Source organism: Bradyrhizobium sp. 2TAF24 (genome assembly GCF_052115025.1).
Taxonomy (GTDB): domain Bacteria; phylum Pseudomonadota; class Alphaproteobacteria; order Rhizobiales; family Xanthobacteraceae; genus Bradyrhizobium_A.
Genome location: NZ_JBFRFW010000010.1, coordinates 57,099 through 77,655 on the forward strand (window position 1 = coordinate 57,099; position 20,557 = coordinate 77,655).

A 20,557-nucleotide genomic window follows, 5' to 3' on the forward strand; every position below is an offset into this window, starting at 1 on the left:
AGGTTGGCATGCAGGACAGTGGAGCGACCAGCCGACCGTTCCAGAGCGATGCGGGGCGCGATGCGATGCCGCGACTGAAGCTGCATGCAGTGGAGAACCGTGCCTGGTATGGCCTCCGATGGGTGCAAGGTACGCGTTCCGGGAAGGCCTGGGCCGCGATCACGGCCGTCGTGTTCGGAACGCATTTCCTGGCGTTGGCGGACCAGGCGGTGGTGAGCGGCGCCAGCCTGTTGTCGATGGTACTGGTCGGGCGCTTTACGGTCCCCAGTCAGCTCGGCATCTACACGATCGGGGTCTCGATCCTGGGATCGGTGCTTGCGGTCCAGGATGCTCTCATCCTGCTGCCCTACATGATCCAACGGCATCGTCCGTCTCGCAGCCCGGAGGACCATGCCGGCATCGCGCTGCTTCATAGCACCTGGCTTGCCGCCGCGGCCACGGCCCTGCTGGCGATCGCCGCACTCGGGATGACAGCAGTTTGGGCCGAGGCGGATCTGACCTGGTTGGTCTGCACGCTGGTGCTCACCGTCCCGTTTGCAATGCAGCGGGAATTCAACCGAACCTATGCCTTCGCCCATTTGAACATGGCCAACGCCTTCCTGCTCGATGCCAGTGCGGCGCTGCTGCAGCTCTCCGTGCTCGGCTGGATGGGTTGGACCGGCAGGATGTCCGCGGTCGGTGCCTGCGCGGCGCTGGGCGGCGCCTGCGGCGTGACAAGCGTCATCTGGCTTTACCATGCGCGGTCGAAGTTCTCGCTGAGGAGGGAGCATGTGCGGCGCGCGACCGCTGAGAGCTGGCATTTGGGAAAATGGCTGTGTGCCGGACAGGTCACCGTCACCGTCCAGGGCTATGTGAGCTACTGGATGCTGCCGCTGCTGATCAGCATGGCGGAGACTGGTGTCTACGCCGCCTGTAACAGTATCGCGTCCCTGGCCAATCCATTGCTGACGGCTTTTCGCAACACCTTGACGCCGCGGGCGGTCCTCGCCTTCAAGGAGGGCGGTGGTGCACAGCTGCGCCGCCAGGCGTCGCGCGATGCGCTGCTGCTCGTCGGCGTGATGGCGCTGTTCTGTCTCGTCATCGTCATCGGCGGCGATAGCCTCATGCGGGTCGTCTATCACAGCCCCGAATATGTCGGGCAGGGCCATGTGGTCACTGTTCTGGCGCTGGCCGTGATGGCCGGCGCCGCGGGGGCACCAGCGTCCAACGCGCTGGCGAGCATGGAGCGGCCACGGGCGATCGTGCTCGCGACCTCGGTCGGCACCGTTGTCTCGATTGCGGTGATCTGGACCCTGTCGCTCAAGTGGGGGCTGCTCGGCGCGGCCTACGGCATGTTGGCCGGAAATGCGGCCGGATCGCTCTCCCGCTGGACGGCATTCCTGATCGTTCTTGATCGGCCCCATCCGATCGATTGCAGCCGCGAATCGGTTGCGCGGATCCTGCAGCAATTTTCTTACATGCCTGCCGGTGCCGACTGGGTCATCAATCCGATCGGCGAGGGCTTTCAGGGCAGGATCTGCGGCGTTGCCGCGCGTCGCAGCGATGCTCTCAGGCAAGACCATCGCGATCTGGTGGTCAAGCTCTATCCGGCCGGTGCGGCGGGCGCCCAGACGGCGCGACGACAGTTCAACGCGCAAATGCAGTTGCATGCCGCGCTCGATGGCAAGGCTGCTCACGGCTGGACGTTCCATGCGCCGTTGCCGCTTCATGTGTCGATGTCACCGCCGGCGCTGGTGATGACCATGGCCGCGGGGACTGATCTCAATCAATCACTGGTTGCGGACCGCGTTCCGCCGTCACCGCGTGCATTGCAGAGCATGGCGCAGGCGCTGGTCGCGGTGATGCGGCCGTACTGGGCCGCCGGATACCCGCACGGAGATCTTTGCCTGCAGAACATCTTGTGGAATCCCCTGGACCATGTCCTCACGCTGATCGATGCCGACGTGCCTGCGCGCAGCGGCAACAGCTGTCCGAGCGAGTGGTATCCGGCGTCCCGCGACCTCGCCGGCATCCTCTGCGATGTGGCGACGGACATTCGAACCTTCAACTGCCGCGTTGTCTCGCGCAAGCACCTGTTCGCCGAAAGCGTTCTGGCGACTTTCGTCGCGACGCTGGACGCGCCCGAGGACCGACGGCGGTTGATCGAGGAGGTTCGGGCTTTCGCCGGCGTCGAGCTTGCCGCGCTCGATGTGCCGTGGTCGCTGCAGGGATTTTATCATCTGCTCCAGCGCAAGGTCGCGGCACCTCGCATCGACCGGCTGCTGGCACGGGTGCTGGCAAGGCCTCGGCCGTCGTCCGGACCGGTGGTCCCGGGAGGCGAACGATGACGTCGCCGGTCTATATGACGACCAGCTGGGACGATGGCCATCCCGCGGACCTGCGTGTGGCGGCCCTGCTGACCAAGTACGGGATCGCCGGCACTTTCTATGTGCCTGAAGCGACCGATCGGGACACACTGTCTGCGGTGCAGCTGCGCGAACTCGCCTCAGCGTTCGAGATCGGCGCGCACACGCTGCATCACGTCGATCTGACCCGCGTGGCGAACGATATCGCATGGCAGGAGATCGTCGGCTCGAAGTCGTGGGTCGAGGATCACACCGGCGTTCCCTGCGTATGCTTCTGTCCGCCGATCGGCCACTATGCGGGCGTGCATATCCAGATGGTCCGGAGAGCGGGTTACCTCGGCCTGCGCACGACGGAATTCCTTTCGCTCGACGTGCCGCGGCCTCAAGCCGGCCTTCTGCTGATGCCGACGACCGTTCAGGCCTTCCCGCACGGTCTTGTCAGTTTCACGAGAAATGCAGTCAAGCGGTTCGCCCTGGCTCAGCTCTGGCGTTATGTCGTCCATGGCTGTCCGGCTGAATGGCCCACGCTTGCCGAATTGCTGCTGCACGACGCCGTCGTGCACGGCGGGGTCTTCCATCTCTGGGGGCATTCCTGGGAAATTCAGGACCTCAGGCAATGGCAGCGTCTGGACGACGTCCTGCGCTTCATGGGCAGCCTGGCGTATCGGATCCCTGCTGTCACCAATGGGCAGCTCTGCCGTCTGTTCGCGCCGTTGATGGCGGCTTCGGATCAACCGGCGCACGCGACGCGTGCGGCCAGCGCACGAGGATGACGGCCATGAACATCCTGGTGGCGCACAATTTCTACAAGCTCGCGGGAGGTGAGGACCTCTGTGTCGCCTCGGAGATCGCATTGCTGCGGGCGCACGGACATCAGGTGGAATCCTATTGTCTGTCCAACGATAGCGTTGACGGCATGAGGCGCCTGCAACTCGCCGGCCGCACGATCTGGAGCCTCCAGGCTGCCGCCGAGATACGGCGTGTCATCCGCGCCCATCGTGCGGAGATCGTCCATTTCCACAATACGTTTCCGCTGATCTCTCCGGCGGCCTATTACGCCGCGCATGCCGAGGCCGTACCGGTGGTGCAGACGTTGCACAACTTCCGGCTCGTCTGCGTCAATGCGGTGCTGCTTCGCGATGGTCGGCCTTGTGAGGATTGTCTTGGCAAGGCAATTCCCTGGCGTGGGGTCGTGCACAGCTGTTACCGCGGCAGTCGCGCCGCCAGCGCCACCGTCGCGGGAATGTTGATGGCGCATCGGTTGCTGGGAACGTGGCGGCACGCTGTCGACGTCTATGTCGCTCCGAGCGAATTCGGTCGGCGCAAGTTGATCGAGGGGGGGCTTCCCGCCGCCAGGATCGCGGTCAAGCCGAACTTTGCCTACCCCGCGCCCGGCGTGGGCGAGGGAGAGGGCGGGTATGCGCTCTATGTCGGCCGGCTGTCCGAAGAGAAGGGGGTTCATACCCTTCTCGCGGCGTGGGAGGGTCTTCGCAATGTCGTGCCGCTGAAGATTGCCGGCGATGGGCCGCTTGCCGGCGCGGTTCGGGAGGCCGTGGCGCGCAACCCTGCGATCGAGTGGCTGCATGGTGTTCCGCATGCCGAGGTCTATGGGCTCATGGGCCAAGCGGCGCTGCTGGTGCTGCCGTCGCAATGTTACGAGGGAGCGCTGCCGCGCGTCGTCATCGAGGCGTTCGCCAAGGGCACGCCGGTTGTCGCGCCCAGGCATGGCGCGATGGCGGACATCATCGATGGCGGCAACGGCCTGTGCTTTGCCGCCGGCGATGCGCGAGATCTCGCGGCGAAGGTGCAACGCCTGTGTGCGGACGCCTCGCTGCTGATGCGAATGCGCCGTGCGGCGCGCCGCACTTTCGACCGGAATTTCACGGCGGACGCCAACCACGATGCGCTGATGGAAATCTATCGACGGGCGGCTGAGGTGCATGCTCGGGGCGATCTGAAGACGGGAGCCGAAGTCGTGGCGTAGAGCCGATTGTGACAGGACGCGTGCGATGCTGAACCGAATCCAATCCGTGGTGATCGACCAGCGCCTGAGATGTGACCCGTTGCCAGCCGAGACGGATTTCTTTTCCGCCTACGACTGGAGCCTGGATCCGCATCTGACGGTCAGCGAGGCCATTGGGCGCCTCAGCGCTGAGATCGGTTGGCTGGGACGTATTGAGGACGGTTGGCAATCGAGTGAGGTGGCCACGAACATCTACCTTCTGTCCTGCTCCCTGCTGAATGGCGCCGATGAATACCTGCGCGGGCACACGTTGCGGCTGCCAGCCCAACTGGCGCGCACCGCTCCCGGGCGTCTTGCTCTCCGGGCCGCGGACAAGGTCACCGATCTCCTGCCGCGGCGGGACTGGAGGCAGGTTAGCCGCTGGAAGGACGCGTGGCAGGATGGGCTGGATGCATTCTTTGCCCGGCTGGCGCGATGTGAGACCGAGCCGGCGTCGCTGATGGAGGCCGCGGAAGGTCTGTCCGGATTGTTGCAGTGGCGGCTTCCCGCGAGCCTGCTCGGTTTGCGTATCGGGGTGCCGTCTGCATTCAGCCGGCTTGATCTGACCCATGCCGATGTCATCGCGCTCGGGCGGCAGTTCATGCTGCAACATGTCGACACCTCGCATCCGGTTCTCCTGCTCGGATTGCGTACGGCCGGGACCTATTTTTCCGCGTTGCTACGCTCCTTCTTCAAAGCCGAAGGCTATCGCTGCGTTGCGTCTCTGACGGTGCAGCCCAAAAAGGGTGCCAGCCGGAGCGAGTGGCGGGAGCTGGCAGGATATGCCAGGCGCGGTTTTACCGTCGCCATCGTGGATGATCCGCCGAACTCGGGTGGAACGATCTCGCTCGGCATCGATATCGCACGCCGGGCAGGCTTTGATCTTTCCCGGATCAAGGTTCTGGTCCCGACACACCCGGCCGCGCGCGGTTGGGTCGCTGGCGTGCCGGAAGACATGGTGATTACGCTCGCGCCGGAGCGCTGGCGCAAGCAGCAGCTACTCGAGCCCGGACATGTCGAGACCCGGCTGTGCGAGTACTTCGCATCGCAGGGATTTGGTGACGTTCGGGTGGTCGACAGCCGACGGGCGGTGGAGCTCAATGACGAGCTCCAGCACAGTGCGAACGGCAGGCGCGGCGTGACGCTCAAACGCATTTTCGAGGTCCAACTGCGGACGGAGCAGGGCGACGACGAGACGCGCTACGTCCTGGCGAAAAGCGTCGGTTTGGGATACCTCGGCTATCCGGCATTCCTGAGTGCGCAGCGGCTCAGCGAATTCGTGCCGCCGTTGCTCGGCCTGCGCGACGGAATTCTTTACGCTGAATGGCTGCCAAACCGGTGCTGCGAGGCAGAGGCTGCACCAGACCGTGCCTCGTGGATCGGCGCGACAGCCGCTTATGTGGCTGCGCGGGCCCGTCTTCTGGCGCTGCCAAAGGATCGGGCGCCCGGCAAGGCCGTTCATGAAAACGGCTGGGCTCTGCTGGCGGAGGCGCTTGGCCGCGCCTACGGGCGGTTCGTGTTCGACATCCCGATGCGCTCCTGGATCCAGCAGCGGCTCTATCGCCTGCGTTGCCCGTTACCAACTCTGATCGACGGCAATATGGGCGGTCCTCACTGGATCTGGAGCCGGTTGGGCCCGCTGAAGACCGGCTTTCATGGCCATGGCCTCGGCAAAACCCAGTTGAACGCGGTCGATCCCGCCTACGATCTCGCCGAGGCCATGCTCAGTCTTGAACTCTCCGCCGAGGAGGAAGAGCGATTGGTTCGCGAATATGCCGAGCTGTCCGGCGACGCTGCGATCGGCGAGCGGCTGCTGATCAATAAGCTGCTTGCCGGTCTCTGGACCATGGAGACGGCGCAGGAACAACTGTTCTCGGTGAGACAGTCCGGCCGGCAACAGCAGGAGCTGCATCGCCGGTTTTTGCGCGCCTGGGATTTCCTCACGATCCAGACCGCACGGTTCTGTGGCGCTCGTTGTCGTTCGCCGAGGCCCCCGTCCTGGCATTCCCCGCTCGTCATGCTCGATATCGATGGCGTGATCGACCGGCGCATCTTCGGCTACCCCTGCACGACGGCTGCGGGCATGGAGGCGTTATCGCTGTTGGCAGCGCATGGCCATTCGGTCGCGCTCAATACGGCGCGCTCAGTCTATGAAGTCAGGGACTATTGCGAGGCGTATGGCCTCGCGGGCGGTGTCGCGGAGTATGGCGCGTACCTGTGGGACGCGATTGCGCAGCGCGGCCAGCCGCTTCTGGATCAGGAGACGATGGCCCAGCTCGCTGAACTCAGGCGGGAGCTGCAACAGCTTCCCGGTGTCTTTCTCGACGAGCGCCATCGATACTCCATTCGGGCGTATATGATCGAAAAGAAGCCGCGCAGCCTTTTGTTGCGGATGCGTCCATTCAACGTCGGGCAGGGCGCGCCAATTCCTCTGCCGACGCTCGTGGTGAACGACCTCGTGACACGATTGCAGCTCGACCGGCTGTCCTTTCATCAAACCACCATCGATACGGCCGTCGTGGCCAGGGGAGTCGATAAGGGGACCGGTTTGATCGCGCTGCGTGACCGGATCCTCGAGCCTGCCGCAGAGACGATCGCGATCGGAGATTCGGAGGCGGACCTGCCGATGTTCCGCGCGGCGACGCGCAGCTTCGCGCCGGGTCAGATTTCATGCCGCAGGCAGGCGCGCTTGCTGGGGTGCACGGTGTCGCGCCAGCGCTACCAACGCGGCCTGCTCGACATCGTCAAGATGATTGTCGGCGATCGCGAGCGCGGCGATGACGACAAGATGGAAACTGCGAACGAATCCGACGGCGATGGCCTGTTTCTGGAATTGCTGCGGAGTGCTGACCATTTTCAGGCCCGTGCGCTGCTCCGCGCCCTTTCCGATCGGACCACCTTCAGGATCTTCGTACGCTGACGCGGTGACGGTGAGGAGCACGAGCAGGCCGGTGATCTGACGCAAGCGGGAGCGGTAACTGTCGAGCGGTGCCTGTCCAGGAGAAGAGCACATGGCCATCAAAGCCAGCGGGATCAATGCCCCGCGTATCCATTATGAACGTGTCGTGTATGACACGCTGCTGGTGTTGTGGAGGCAACGGCAGCTTGTGGCCAAGGTTTTCGGCATCGCGCTGGTGGCGCTGCTGGTTGCGCTCCTGTTCGTGGCACCGCGGTATTCCGGCGAAGCAATGATCAAGCTCGACTTCGTTCGCAACGAGAATATCGCCGGAGAGAGAGTGCAGTCGACTGCGGCCGTCGATGCCGCCGCGGTTGTCGATAGCGCTGCGCGCATCGTTCGTTCGCGCGGAACTGCTGGTGCTGTCGTGTCGGCTTTGCGGCTTGATACGGAAGCGGACTATACGCATCTGTCCTTCCGCGAGCGGCTGTTGTCGCTGATCGGGCTGGCTTTTGGGCGGGCCTCGCCGACGCCGTACGACATCGCCGTCGCGCGGCTCATGAAGCAGATCACGGTCACCAATGATCCCCGGTCCTACTTGATCACCATTGCGGTCACCAGCTCCAATCCGGAGCGCGCCGCCCGCCTGGCGAACTGGGTCGGGTCCGAATATCTGCGCGGCCGGCTGCGTGAGCAGGTGACGGAGGCCTATGCCGCCGCGGAGCGCGAAATGACCGCGCTGTCCGCCGTGGTCGGTCCGCGACACCCGACCTATCTGAACGGGCTGACCAAGCTTGGTCGCCTGAAGGACGAGATGGATGCCGCACGGCGCGGGATCGTGGCGAGAGAGCGCAAGGCCGTGGTGGCATCGGACATGGTCAGGTTCGCGGGCGGGCAAACGCTGCTGCCGGCGGACGTGGTGATGGTGCCATCCGGTCCCAACGTCACGCTGCTGTTCGCCTTGACGACTTTTCTCGCGCTGGTCGTCGGCAGCCTGCTGGCGCTGCTGGCCGAGCGGGGCATGCTTCGGTGGCCGGTGTCGCTTCCTTCCGCTCTTCGAGGCTGGTCTCCGATGCCCCGAAGCTGAGTGCTTTGCCGCGGAGTGACCCTGCCGTGCCGCTGCACGGCAGCCGGCGTCTTCCGATCAGCCGCACGGGCGAGGTGATTGCCGCGGATTACTTCCGTAGCCGGATCGCACCGTTCAGGCCGATCCCCTTGTGGGGCTGGCTGCCTGTGTTCGGCAGGTCGAGGTGGTTTGTGTGATGGTTGTTGGTGTTCACGGGGGCAGTGCCAGCGATGAGCTTGATGTCGCTCAGGTCCGGCAGGTCGTTGGGCGGACCATCTTGAACGTCTGAGCCCGGCAACCTGTTGCCCGCCGGCCGCGACAGCGAGCGATTGTTAATTCCCCAGATCGCGGCCTGGGTCCTGTTCTGAACCCGGATCTTGCGGAGAATGGCCTTGATGTGGACCTTGACCGTGGCTTCGGCGATATCGATTTTCCGTGCGATGCATTTGTTGGAGTCGCCCTCGATCAGGCAGCGCAGAATGGATTTTTCGCGTGGAGAGAGCTGCTGGATGAGGCGATCGTCCGGCGCCTCGGTTGCGGAGGGGCTGTCATCGACCGGCTCGGCCTTGCTCAGGAGATCTTCCTTGGCGTCGAGCGCGAACGAAAGAAAGGCGGGCGGCAGTACGGTTTCACCCAGCATCAGCAGCTCGATGGACTTGATGAACACGTCGCAGCTCATGACGTCGACGAAATAGCCGCTGGCCCCGGCGCGGAATGCGGAGATCAGCTCGTTCGGCTGAAAATGGTCGGCGACAACAGCAATTCGTCCGTCAGGATGGCGATCCCTGAACCGTTCGATCTGCTCGATCGCGCCATCGAAGTCGTCACCGTTGTGAACGATGAGGAACAGCAGCCGGTATGGTTGAACTTTGCGCGATAGCAGATCGTCGGCACACGCAACCGATGCGAGAATGCGAAAGTTGGCCGAACGCAGGATTTTGGCGAGGCCCTCGCTGCGCAGACTGTTTCTCCCAACGAGCACGGTTGCAAATGAATATCGCCGTCTCATGGTACCCTCTCAGCCCTGTCGTGGACGGCTGCCGTTGTCTCCGATGTTCGGTTGTGCGGCAGTGCGTCCGAGTTGTGTCGTGTCCCCTTGGTTGTCTCTCCGCTTGTCCGGCACTTGCGATGGCAAGATCGGGCGTTGGCGCTGCGCCTCGTCTTTTATGAAGATTTTATGGAGTACAGGCTCGAATTCGCAATATCCTGATATACCCTTTGGTATAATCAAATTGGCGTATGCCGACATACTTCCATAGATATCATTCATAATATCAGCGGCATGGGCATTATGCCGGCAGGATGCGGGCGCACTCATCAGGAGTTTTTGTTTTTCCCAGCCACATGCTCTGAGTGAGGAATGGGCGAGGGGCTATCTCGTCGTGCAGGTGCCCACGCGTTGGGCGTGCCGGGCTGGCAACTGACAACCCTGCGGGAGCGGCGAGCGCTTTCGGCGTGGCGGTGGAAGACCGGGGCCACCTGGGGCGTAGCAAGACGTACGGCATGCCGCAGCGTGGAGTTCTGACCTTCGTGCTGTTTCTGAACAGGCCAGCCGTCGGGGAGAGACGACAATGATCGAGAGAGGCCCGGCGGTGCTGACGGAGCGCGAACGCCAGATCATGGGGCTGGTGTCCGAAGGGCTGTCGAACAAGGAGATCGGGCGTCGGTTGAATGTGACAGACGGCACGATCAAGGTTCACCTCCACCACATCTTTCAGAAGCTCGATATCAGCAACCGGACATCGCTTGCGGCGCTCGCCGTTTCGCAACAGGACCTGATCGATGAGTCCGATGTCGATCGGGTTCTCGCCAACGGCAAGCGGTGAAGGTCGGCAGCCCGGCCTTTCGGCGGGCGATCGTCCTGTGGCAGTGCTGTGTGTACGGCGCGGCGTGAAATCTGCGCGTTGCCGATGACGTGGCTCGTACCGTGCGGCGGCGTCGCTCGTCTGCGTCACGCTGTCTTCATGCCGGCTGGCCGCGTCACTTCCTTGCTGCCGACGGTGTCGCGCGGCGCGTGAGACGGCCGGTCACGGCCCGCATCGCAATCACGCCGTGGTTGCCGACTATTGTTGTCGCAATCGGATTGATCCATACTTGCAACAAGTCGTGCCGACAGGCGTCTTGAGGATTCCTCAACGGCGTCCAAGGCCATCTGCAGCGGCAGTTGCAGCAACGAAGTTCAGAAATGCGTCAAGGAGGTTCTTGATGACCGGCGGGGGCGGGTGGAAGGCAGCCACGTTCGTGGTCCTGGCTCTGGTGATGGGGACGGGTGAGAAAGCGGCCGCGGCACCATGCGGCAGCTCGTCGGCCGGCTTCGAGGCGTGGAAGCAGGACTTCGCCGGGGAGGCGAGGGCGAAGGGAGTTGGAGCGTCGGCCGTCGCCGCCCTGATGCAGACGAGCTACGCAAGCGCGACCATCGCGGCCGATCGCAGCCAGAGAAGTTTCAGTCTGTCGCTCGACCAGTTTCTCGCCAAACGCGGGGCATCGACGATCGTCGCCCGCGGTCGCTCGCTCAAGCAGTCCCAGGGGGCGCTGTTCGCATCGATCGAGCAGCGCTACGGTGTGCCGCCGGGGCCGTTGATTGCCATCTGGGGCATGGAAACGGGCTTCGGAAGCCAGCGCGGCAACCAGAACATGCTGTCGTCCATCGCCACCCTCGCATACGACTGTCGTCGTCCGGAATTTTTCACCGAACAGCTCTATGCCGCGCTGAAGCTCATCGATCAGGGAGCGTTGTCGGCAGCCACGCGCGGCTCCATGCATGGCGAGGTCGGCCAGACACAGTTCATGCCGAAGAACATTCTCGCTTATGGCAGCGGCAATCTCGATGTTGCCGCCAATGCCCTGAATTCGACGGCCAACTTCCTGCGCGCCCATGGCTGGCGGGCCGGGGCGGGCTATCAGCCCGGCGAGGCCAATTTTGCGGCTATTCAGGCCTGGAATGCCGCGCCGGTCTATCAGAAGGCCATCGCGCTGTTGGGGCGGCAGATCGACGGGGAGGCGGGCTCCGCGGCGCGGTAGGATCTCCTGTCGGGGCTCGACGTTTTGATGTTGTCGAAGTCCAGCCTCTTGGCCAGGGTCGGTGTTTCGACGATCGATTGATGGCGGTGAGAGGTGTCGTGCGGATTGCGCTCCTTGCGGATATCCATGCCAACCGGCAGGCGTTCAGCGCCTGCCTCGCGCATGCGCGCGACAATGGCGCGGAGCAATTCGCTCTGCTCGGCGATTATGTCGGCTATGGTGCCGACCCGGACTGGACCGTGACTGAGGTCATGGATTTGGTCTCCCGTGGCGCCGCCGCGGTCCTCGGCAACCATGACTGCGCCGTCGGCGATTCCAGTGTCGAACTCAATCTCGCAGCCCGCATCGTCATCGAGTGGACGCGCGGCGAGCTCGGACACGAGCAGCGTCGTTTTCTCGCAGCCTTGCCGCTGACGCTGGAGCGGCAGGGCCGTCTCTTCGTCCATGCGGAGGCCAGCCGGCCGGCCAGTTGGACTTATGTGACCGGCGCCGACGATGCGAAGCGCAGCATGCGTGCGACGTCCGCTGATGTCACGTTCTGTGGCCATGTGCACAGGCCGGCCCTGTACACTCTCTCGCCAGCCGGACGCATGACGGCGTTCACGCCCACGGCCGGCGTCAGCGTACAGTTGTTGCCGGGGCGACAATGGCTTGCGGTGCTGGGCTCGGTGGGACAGCCCCGCGACCATTCGGCGGCGGCATCCTATGCGATGCTGGACGCCGCCGCGGCGACGCTCACCTACCATCGGGTGCCGTATGATGTCGAACAGGCCGCCGCGCGGATCCGGCAACAGGGCCTGCCGGCCTGGTTGGCGGATCGCCTCTATCTCGGGAGGTGAGCGTGGTCAAACCCATCATCGCTCCCGGCCTCGTCATTGACGGCTTCACGATCGAGGAACGGCTGCATCGCGGCGGCATGGCGACGCTCTGGCGGGTGTCCCGCGCCGATGCGCGCATGCCGATGCTCATGAAGGTTCCGAAATACGGCGAAGGCGATGATCCGGCTGCGATCGTCAGCTTCGAGATGGAGCAGATGATCCTGCCGCGGCTGTCGGGATTGCATGTTCCGGCGTTCGTCTCAGCCGGCGATATGAGTGTGCAGCCCTACATCGTCATGGAGCATATCGCGGGCAAGACCCTGCTTGCGCGGCTTGCCGAGCTTCCTCTGCCCTATGCGGAGGCGGCCACGATCGGCCAGGGGATCGCCGCCGCGCTCGATGACCTGCACCGCCAGCATGTCATCCACCACGACATCAAGCCGAGCAACATCATGTTCCGCCAGTCCGGCGAAGCGGTGCTGCTGGATTATGGTCTCGCCCGTCATGACCAGCTTCCGGATCTGCTGCAGGAGGAGTTTCGATTGCCGTTCGGGACGGCCCCTTACATGGCGCCGGAGCGGCTGCTGCGAAGCCGGAGCGATCCGAGAAGCGATCTGTTCAGCCTCGGCGTGCTGCTCTATTTCTTCACCACCGGGGTTCGCCCGTATGGCGAGAGCGAGACGCTGCGCGGCATGCGCAGGCGGTTGTGGCGCGATCCGGTGCCGCCGCGCCGGCTTCGGGCCGACTATCCACCCTGGCTTCAGGAGATCGTGTTGCGCTGTCTCGAGATCGAGCCGGCATGGCGTCATCCCACAGCCGCGCAACTCGCATTCGATCTCGGCCATCCGGATCAGGTCAAGCTGACGGCGCGATCGGATCGCCTGAAGCAGGATCCGCTGTCCACCGTGTGGCGCCGGCGCTTCAATCGCGACCTCACGCGGCCGACGGCGGTGTCAAGCGTCGCCGGCCAGCTTGCGTCCGCTCCGATCGTCGCTGTCGCCGTCGATGTCACGGAAGGATCGGCATCGGTCAACGACGAGCTGCGGGCGATGGCCGGCCGCATTCTCACGACGTTGCCGTCGGCCCGCCTCGCATGCATCAATGTCCTGAAGCTCGGCAGGATCACGCTCGACACGACACTGGACGAACTGGGGCACAACAAGCACATCGACCGTCTTGCGGCGCTCAGGCACTGGGCTGAACCGCTGAAACTCGCGGAGAGCAGGCTCACGGTGCATGTGCTCGAGGCCATCGATCCGGCTTCGGCGATCCTGGAGTTCGCCAGGTCGAACCATGTCAGCCACATCCTGATGGGTGCGCGTCAGAATTCACTGTTGCGCTCGCTGCTCGGCAGCGTGTCGGCAAAGGTGGCGGCGGAAGCACCGTCCAGTGTGACGATTGTTCGCCCGTCGACCTAGCGCGTTTTCGAGCGAAGTGGGTACCGGTTCGCGTGAAGAAAACGCGTCACGACAAAAATCTAGAACGCATACGCGATTCCATCAGAAGCGAACGCGCTCTCGAACGCGTACGCTTTGGTGCTCATTTCGCTTGCCAACGCCCCGGGCTCCGGCGCGCCGATCCGAGACGTCAGGGGGGCGAGCTGCTGCAGCTGTCTTCCGTGGCGAGGTCCTCGGCATTGGGGTCCCCCGGCGCCGTCGCCCAGGCGAGTTCGACAAGGGTCACGATCCGCCGTCCGGCACCGTCGAGCTGGCAGACGATGAGGCCCTGTTCCTCGATATAGCTCAGCAGCCGCCGCGCGCGGCGCAGCGAGTGCGTGCCATAGGCGCGGGCGATCGCGGCGTCGCCGGGGCACGGCCAGCCTTCCTTGGCAGCGCGGGCGATCATCATGAACACCCCCTGCATGTCGTCGGGCAGGATCGAGGCGCGGACGGGGATATCCTGCCAGGCGTCGTCAGCGGCGATGTCGGTGCCGAGCCCGGCGCGGGCGTGGGTCAGCATGCGGCGGAAGTCGTTGAGATCCGGCACGGCCGAACCGAGCCCCTCGATGCGGCAGCGGACCACGAACTCCTGATAGAGGACGCCGATGGCGCGGAAGCCCGCATCGGGCTCCGCCAGGATGGCGCGCAGGATGCGGTCCAGCCGCTCGCGCCGCTCCGCCAGTTCCTCGGCGCTGAGCGGCTGCTCCACCGCCTCGGGGCGGCTTTCCAATGCCGCGGACTTCGCCGCCATGAGCTGGCCGAGGAGGTCGGGTGACGGCGGCGGCCGGCGCTGGGGGCGGGCGGCTTCGGGCGGCGGTGCTGCGAGGATGATGGCGCGGGCGTCCTCCAGCGTCGCTTCCGGCAGCGGCATCAGCCGCGGGGTGGCGTTGCGCGGATGGGTCTCCGTCGAACCGATGCGCAAGCCCAGGGGACGGCGGGACAGGGCGGGGCCGAGCGCCATGAATTGCCCGCGCTCGAGATCGCGGAACGCTTCTGCCTGGCGCCGCTCCATGCCCAGCAGGTCGGCGGCGCGCGCCATGTCGATATCCAGGAAGGTTCGGCCCATGAGGAAATTGGACGCCTCGGCCGCGACATTCTTGGCGAGCTTGGCCAGGCGCTGGGTCGCGATCACCCCCGCCAACCCGCGCTTGCGGCCGCGGCACATCAGGTTGGTCATGGCCCCGAGCGACAGCTTGCGCGCCTCGTCCGACACCTCGCCGGCAACGGCCGGCGCGAACAGCTGGGCCTCGTCCACCACCACCAGCATCGGGTACCAGTGGTCGCGGCCGATGTCGAACAGGCCGCCAAGAAAGGCGGCGGCGCGGCGCATCTGGTTCTCGGCATCGAGCCCTTCGAGATTGAGCACCGTGGAGACGCGATGGATGCGCGCGCGCTCGCCGGCGGCCTGCAGGCCCCGCTCGGTATGGTCCTCCGCATCGATCACGAGATGGCCGAACCGGTCGGCCAGCGTCACGAAGTCGCCTTCGGGGTCGATGATGGTCTGCTGCACCCAGGGGGCACTCTGTTCCAGCAGCCGGCGCAGCAGATGGGATTTGCCGGAGCCCGAATTGCCCTGCACCAGCAGGCGGGTGGCCAGCAGTTCCTCGAGGTCCAGGGTAGCCGCGGCGCCGGCCGTCGTGTGTCCCATCTCGATCGCAACGGTCATGCCTCGACTCAACGTTTTCCCAGCGGAGAGAGGGGCTTATCAACCTGATTCCGGCCCGTCGAGCGCTGGATGACCGGCCATCCCCGTTGCACACGGCTTGGTGCGTCTGCCTCCGCGTTCGGCGGAACGGCCGCGCTCGGGCGCGCCAGAAGGCACAAATGGGCACACGTTCGCCCGGTTCGGTGCCAGCGCCCTCGTTTCTGATTTAAGGCTTTGAAATTATTGAATTATGATCGCTCGTGCCGATGGCGGACGGCAGCGGCAGTCGCGGCTAGGCCGTGCCCGCGGCAGTTGTCGCGCGCCGTTACAGTGTGGCCAGCCTGGCTGAGCGCGAGCGCTCGGCGAAGGCTGTGCTGAACCTGGTATCCCAGAACCTGGCGACGTCGACATGCGTGTCGAGCACGTCGAGCTATGCGCAGGCGCGCTGGATCCGCAGCAGGAGATCGGTCAGGGCGAGGACAGACTGAGCGCAGTCATCGTCAAGGTCGAGCAGGGCGTGCATTGCTGTCGCGAGCGCGGCCCCGCCAGTTCGCTGATCCATGTCCTGCTGTTCCAACGTGGTGATGTGTTTCACGGCGTTGAGCGGGCGAGGGCGTGTCGCGACATCGTGCTTCGCCCGGGTGGGACGAAGCCCTCTTACTCTGCGAGCGGGATCTTGCGGCGCACCGCTTCCAGCCCTGTTTCGGTGACGCGATATCTCCGCGCGGCTGGCTCCTCCAGGATGATCCATCCCTTCTTGGCCATGCCGATGATCGTGGCCGGCCCGACGCCCGGAGGAAGCGGGCGGCTGTTTCGGATAGCGTCGATCGCCGCCCTTTCAGGATAGGTCGGAATATGCGCCGGACGTGTTCGCCGGATCTGCATTGGAAGAACAATCGACAAGACTTCGGCGCGCTTGCGCACGGCGGATGCGCTGCGGTTCACCTCGGGGCCGATGTCCCAGGCATTCTTGCCAGCCGTGGCGAGCTCCCTGAGCTTGTCGTCCTCATCGGCTGTCCAGCGCCGTACAGTCCTCATCCCCCTCTCCAGACACGCTCGATTACGGACCGATAGATACGCGGACAAGGCACATTTGCTATATGACTTTGGGCACTACTGGCGGGCATGACCGCGTTCGAATCAAAGAAACTTTGCGGTCAGGCGGCGGCGCGGCAGGCAGGCGGTCATCGTGTCGCTCCTCGATCCCCCGATTGCGGCCCGGACATCGCGCTGCAGCCGTTGCCTGCGCTCTCGAACGGTGTCCCCGGCGGCTCGTGCGCTGGTGCGGACAAAGATGCTCTCCGGCGTCGCGTGGAGGAAATTTGTTCGGCGTATCGGGATGCAAATTGAAATCGTCATCTTATTTTTCGGGCCGCATTGACTTGATATCCGAGCGATGACGATCTCTGGCCGATCAACGCTGGAAGTCCGCAACTCGCGTGACCGGATTCGAGGTAACATGACGTCCTCTCGCTATCGAAAGCCGAACCGGCGGGATCTGCTGGCCTTGGGCGTCGGGGCAGGCGCCGCGGCCTTCGCGACGGGCCGCAGCCGCGCGCAGACCTCGGCGCGGCCGGACGTCGTCCGCGTCGGCTATCTGACCGCCGCGCGGGCCTGGGTGGTCGGCAAGACCGACGGCAGCTTCGACAAGGCGCTGGGAGCAAAGGTCGAATGGGTGCCGTTTCCAGCTGGCGGCCCGGCGCTCGCGCTACTGGCGGCCAGGCAGATCGACTTCGCCATCTTCGGCAATACGCCGATCGTCGCCGGCCTCTCGCGTAACCTGCCGATCCAGCTGCTCGGCTCGCCGGAAATCGTTGCGACCAGCGAACGCCTCATCGTCAAGCCGGGCATCGCGACGGTGAAGGATCTGGAAGGCAAGCGGATCGCGGTGGCGCCGTCGTCGACAATGGCTTTCGCGCTCGAGGCGGTGATCCGGATCAACAAGCTCGACGGCGGCAAGATCAGGCGCCTGCCCCTGGCACAACCCGAGACCATTGCCGCCTGGAAGCGCGGCGATATCGATGCGACCTATATCAATGGTCCGTTCTGGGGCGAGCTGCTGGCGGACGGCGGGCGGCAGTTGCTCGTCTCCGAGCAGCTCCAGCCCGCCGGCGTCTTCGTCTGGAACAGCGCGGTGGTGCGAACGGAGTTCGCGGAACGTCATCCGGACACCGTCGTGGTTGCAGACGGTGCAGGCTCAGTTCGAGCGCTACAAGGCCGATCCCGACGGCGTCTCCCGGATCCTGGCGAAGGATTTTGGCGCGCCGTTCGAAGCCGTCCGCGACACCCTGGCGGGCCTGCGCTATCCCTCGTTCCAGGAACAGCTCGGCCCCGGATACTGGGGCGATGGACCGGCCGCCGCCAAGGATGCGCCGCTGATCAAAGCTCTGGCCGATGCCGCGGCGTTTCTGGCGGAGGCCGGCGAAATCAAGCGCGAGGGCATCCCGGCGTCGTTCGTTCCGGCGGTCAACTACGCGCTGCTGCGCCGCGCGTTCCCGGCTTGAGCGAACAGGCCTCCGTTCGGCGCCTCCTGATCGGCGCTGCGGCCGTTGTCTGCGTGACGCTGCTGTGGGAGTTTGCGGGGCGGGGCGGGCTGGTCGATCCGCTGCTGTTGCCGCCGCCGTCCGAGATACTGGCGACCGCGCTCGACCTGCTGCGCAACGGCTATCGCCAGACGCCGCTCTGGGCGCACCTCGCGCTCAGCCTGGCGCGCGCGCTCGGCGCTTTTGCTGCCGCGACCGTGATCGGCGTGCCGCTCGGCATCGCCATGGGCATGGCGCCCAATTTCGGCGCCGCGATCGATCCGTTCGTCCAGTTCCTGCGGCCGCTGCCCAAGCTCGCGCTCATTCCGCTGGTCATCCTGTGGTTCGGGATCGGGGAGACGTCGAAGGTGCTGCTGATCTTCGTGTCCGCCCTGCTCAGCATCGTCGTCGGTGCGGCGGCGGCGGTGGGGACTGTCCAGCGGCAGCGGATCCGCGCCGGGCAGGCGCTCGGCGCCCATGGGCTGGCGTTGTTTCGCTACGTGATCCTGCCCCATATCGTGCCGGAACTGTTCGTCACGCTGCGGCTGTCCTTTGGCATCGGCTGGACGACCCTGATTGCGGCCGAGATGATCGCGTCCGACGCGGGGATCGGCTGGATGGTGGTCAACGCCGGCGCATATTTGCGCACCGATATCGTCATGCTCGGCATCGTTCTGCTTGGCGGCACCGGCTACGCGCTGGATCTCGTGCTGGTCGGGCTGCAGCGTTGGGCCGCGCCCTGGGCGGGGCGTGCCTGATCGTGGTGTCTTCACCCTTCATCGAACTGGCAGATGTCGAGAAGCGCTTCGATGACCGTCGCACGCGCCGGACGACGCTGGCGCTCGCGGGTTTGTCGCTGACGGTCGCGGAAGGCGAGTTCGTCTGCCTGCTCGGGCCGAGCGGGTGTGGCAAGTCCACGGTCCTCGACCTGCTTGCCGGCTTCGAGCGCCCGACGCGGGGGCGCGTGACGATCGGTGGCAAGCCGGTGGGGCGGCCGGATCCCGATCGCGGCATGGTGTTTCAGGAAGCCACGCTATTCCCGTGGCTGTCGGTGCTCGACAACATCACATTCGCGCCGCGTCTGGCGGGGCGGCCCGCGACGGACTACCGGGAGCGAGCGCAGTCACTGATCGATGTCATGGGGCTGCGCGGCTTCGAGCGGCATGCGGTCTATGAGCTGTCGGGCGGCATGCGCCAGCGCGTCGCCATTGCCCGGGCCTGGATCTCGCAGCCATTGTTGCTGTTGATGGACGAGCCGTTCGGCGCCCTCGATGCGCAGACGCGCCTCGACATGCAGGAGCTGCTGCTCGCGGCGCGCGAACGCAACCGTTCGACGGTGCTGTTCGTGACCCACGACATCGAGGAGGCGCTGTTCCTCGCCGATCGTGTCGCCATCATGAGCCATCGGCCCGGCCGGATCGTGAAGGATATTGTCGTTCCCTATCCCCGGCCGCGCACCTACGAGGCCATGATCGCCACGCCCGCATTCGGCGAACTCAAACGTTCGATCGTTGCCATGCTGCGCAGGGATGCGGCAGTGGGGGCGCCGGTGGCCGGGTGATGAGTCCCTTGCGCCGGGTGAAAAACGTTCTGAGCTGACGTGGGGTGACAAAGCTTTTGTTCTGTATCGGAATGAGCGTCTCGTTCGCGGCGCGCACGTGAAACAATGATCTCCATTGCGCCGGCAAAAGAGTGTCGCCGTTGCATTGACGGGGGGGCGCCGGCCTCAGACGATGCGGGCGGAGCGCGAAAGGCGGCTGTGCATCTCGCGCGAATGAACGAGGGTCTCGACCGCGCGAGGCCGCTCTGCGAACTGGCGAATTCCTGACCATGCCTCACTTGCTTTCCCGACGTCTGTTTCTGGCCGGCACCGGCCTCGGCATTGCCGCCGGCACGTTCCCGGCGTTTGCTGCGGCCGATCTGTCCGGCGTCACCTTGAGGGTCGGCGATCAGGTCGGCCAGCAGCAGAGCAAGCTGCGTGCGGCCGGCTTGCTGGACGATGTTCCCTACAAGATCGAGTGGTCGGTCTATCCTGCGGCGGTCAATCTGCACGAGGCGCTGAAGGCCGACGCCGTCGACATCGGCGCTGCGAACGATTCTCCGACGGTGACCGCCATCGCCAACGGTTCGAAGGTCCAGATTGCAGCCGCCTGGGACAATGGTGGGCTCGGGACATCGCTGCTGGTGCCGCGCAACAGCACGGCCCGGACCGTCGCGGATCTGCGTGGCAAGACGATCTCGCCGACGACGCGCGGCAGCGTTGCGCACTACCTCGTCGTCGGCGCCCTGCGCCAGGCGGGTCTCGGCCTCGACGACGTGAAGCTGGCATTCATGAATCCCGTCGACGCGGGCGCCGCCTTCCAGAGCGGGGCGATCGACGCCTGGGCCACCTGGGGCCTTTATGTGGCGCGGGCGCGGGGCCAGCTTGGCGCTCGCATCCTGTTCGACGGGATCGGCGTCAACAGCGGCCTGTTCATTTTCTCGGCTACGCCGTCGGCGCTCGCCGATCCGCTCAAGCGCCTCGCCATGGCCGACTTCTTCAACCGCACCGAGCGTGGTTACGCATGGTCGCGGAGCGAGAAAGCCAAGCACATTGCGTGGGCCAAGGCCTTCACCCGGCAGGACGACGCGGTCGCCGAGGCGCTCTATGTCGAAGATGCCAGCTATCGGCGCATTGCGATCGATGACGCCTTCGCGGGCCGTCTGCGCAAGGCGTTTACGACCTGGACGTCGATTGGCGTGCTGCAGGGCGACATCGACTTCGGTGCGCGCATTGTTCGTGATTTTCCGATCGGTTGAACGG

The 20,557-nt window shown here is 65.1% G+C and carries 15 protein-coding genes; 12 read left to right on the forward strand and 3 right to left on the reverse strand.

The features are described from left to right. The first annotated feature begins 8 nt into the window (after positions 1-8). The 5 genes from AB4Z37_RS16690 (at position 9) to AB4Z37_RS16710 (ending at position 8,330) form a co-directional block, all read left to right on the forward strand. Positions 9-2,327, forward strand: a complete 2,319-nt coding sequence (locus AB4Z37_RS16690; RefSeq protein WP_441517862.1) for a hypothetical protein — start codon at positions 9-11, stop codon at positions 2,325-2,327. Then, the gene (locus tag AB4Z37_RS16695; protein WP_441517863.1) at positions 2,324-3,118 is read left to right on the forward strand and encodes a polysaccharide deacetylase family protein; all 795 of its coding nucleotides are present in this window, start codon (positions 2,324-2,326) and stop codon (positions 3,116-3,118) included. Before AB4Z37_RS16690 ends, AB4Z37_RS16695 begins: the two co-directional genes overlap by 4 nt. 5 nt (positions 3,119-3,123) lie before the next feature. Continuing rightward, a complete protein-coding gene (locus AB4Z37_RS16700; protein WP_441518027.1) occupies positions 3,124-4,329 on the forward strand; it encodes a glycosyltransferase family 4 protein in 1,206 nt (401 codons plus the stop codon). 25 nt (positions 4,330-4,354) lie between these two features. Then, positions 4,355-7,267 carry an HAD family hydrolase gene (locus tag AB4Z37_RS16705; protein WP_441517864.1) on the forward strand — a complete coding sequence of 971 codons (2,913 nt, stop codon included), beginning with the start codon at positions 4,355-4,357 and terminating at the stop codon, positions 7,265-7,267. Between the two features lie 91 nt (positions 7,268-7,358). Continuing rightward, positions 7,359-8,330 carry a hypothetical protein gene (locus tag AB4Z37_RS16710; protein ID WP_441517865.1) on the forward strand — a complete coding sequence of 324 codons (972 nt, stop codon included), beginning with the start codon at positions 7,359-7,361 and terminating at the stop codon, positions 8,328-8,330. Between the two features lie 88 nt (positions 8,331-8,418). Here AB4Z37_RS16710 and AB4Z37_RS16715 read toward each other — a convergent pair whose 3' ends face one another. Continuing rightward, positions 8,419-9,318 carry a LuxR C-terminal-related transcriptional regulator gene (locus AB4Z37_RS16715; protein ID WP_441517866.1) on the reverse strand — a complete coding sequence of 300 codons (900 nt, stop codon included), beginning with the start codon at positions 9,316-9,318 and terminating at the stop codon, positions 8,419-8,421. 583 nt (positions 9,319-9,901) lie between these two features. Between AB4Z37_RS16715 and AB4Z37_RS16720 the strand changes: the two genes are divergently transcribed. The 4 genes from AB4Z37_RS16720 (at position 9,902) to AB4Z37_RS16735 (ending at position 13,566) form a co-directional block, all read left to right on the forward strand. Then, positions 9,902-10,135 (forward strand): helix-turn-helix domain-containing protein, encoded by a 234-nt coding sequence (locus AB4Z37_RS16720; RefSeq protein WP_441517867.1) that lies wholly within the window; start codon positions 9,902-9,904, stop codon positions 10,133-10,135. A gap of 433 nt (positions 10,136-10,568) precedes the next feature. Then, on the forward strand, positions 10,569-11,330 hold the full coding sequence (locus AB4Z37_RS16725; RefSeq protein WP_441518028.1) for a lytic murein transglycosylase: 762 nt from the start codon (positions 10,569-10,571) through the stop codon (positions 11,328-11,330). 98 nt (positions 11,331-11,428) lie between these two features. Next, positions 11,429-12,169, forward strand: a complete 741-nt coding sequence (locus AB4Z37_RS16730; protein WP_441517868.1) for a metallophosphoesterase family protein — start codon at positions 11,429-11,431, stop codon at positions 12,167-12,169. 2 nt (positions 12,170-12,171) lie between these two features. Continuing rightward, positions 12,172-13,566 carry a protein kinase domain-containing protein gene (locus tag AB4Z37_RS16735; protein WP_441517869.1) on the forward strand — a complete coding sequence of 465 codons (1,395 nt, stop codon included), beginning with the start codon at positions 12,172-12,174 and terminating at the stop codon, positions 13,564-13,566. Positions 13,567-13,735: 169 nt separating this feature from the next. Here AB4Z37_RS16735 and AB4Z37_RS16740 read toward each other — a convergent pair whose 3' ends face one another. Together AB4Z37_RS16740 and AB4Z37_RS16745 are read right to left on the reverse strand one after the other, a co-directional pair. Then, positions 13,736-15,253: a helicase HerA domain-containing protein gene (locus AB4Z37_RS16740; protein ID WP_441517870.1), complete on the reverse strand. Its 1,518-nt coding sequence runs from the start codon at positions 15,251-15,253 to the stop codon at positions 13,736-13,738. Positions 15,254-15,889: 636 nt separating this feature from the next. Continuing rightward, positions 15,890-16,318: a hypothetical protein gene (locus AB4Z37_RS16745; protein WP_441517871.1), complete on the reverse strand. Its 429-nt coding sequence runs from the start codon at positions 16,316-16,318 to the stop codon at positions 15,890-15,892. A gap of 310 nt (positions 16,319-16,628) precedes the next feature. On the opposite strand from AB4Z37_RS16745, the gene AB4Z37_RS16750 reads away from it, so the two are divergent. The 3 genes from AB4Z37_RS16750 to AB4Z37_RS16760 all read left to right on the forward strand — a co-directional run bounded on the left by AB4Z37_RS16750 (position 16,629) and on the right by AB4Z37_RS16760 (position 20,553). Continuing rightward, positions 16,629-18,512 (forward strand): ABC transporter permease subunit, encoded by a 1,884-nt coding sequence (locus AB4Z37_RS16750; protein WP_441517872.1) that lies wholly within the window; start codon positions 16,629-16,631, stop codon positions 18,510-18,512. Between the two features lie 2 nt (positions 18,513-18,514). After that, complete coding sequence (locus AB4Z37_RS16755) at positions 18,515-19,315, forward strand: ABC transporter ATP-binding protein (protein ID WP_441517873.1); 801 nt, start codon at positions 18,515-18,517, stop codon at positions 19,313-19,315. Positions 19,316-19,584: 269 nt separating this feature from the next. Next, positions 19,585-20,553 carry an ABC transporter substrate-binding protein gene (locus AB4Z37_RS16760; RefSeq protein WP_441517874.1) on the forward strand — a complete coding sequence of 323 codons (969 nt, stop codon included), beginning with the start codon at positions 19,585-19,587 and terminating at the stop codon, positions 20,551-20,553. The last annotated feature ends 4 nt before the right edge of the window (positions 20,554-20,557 follow it).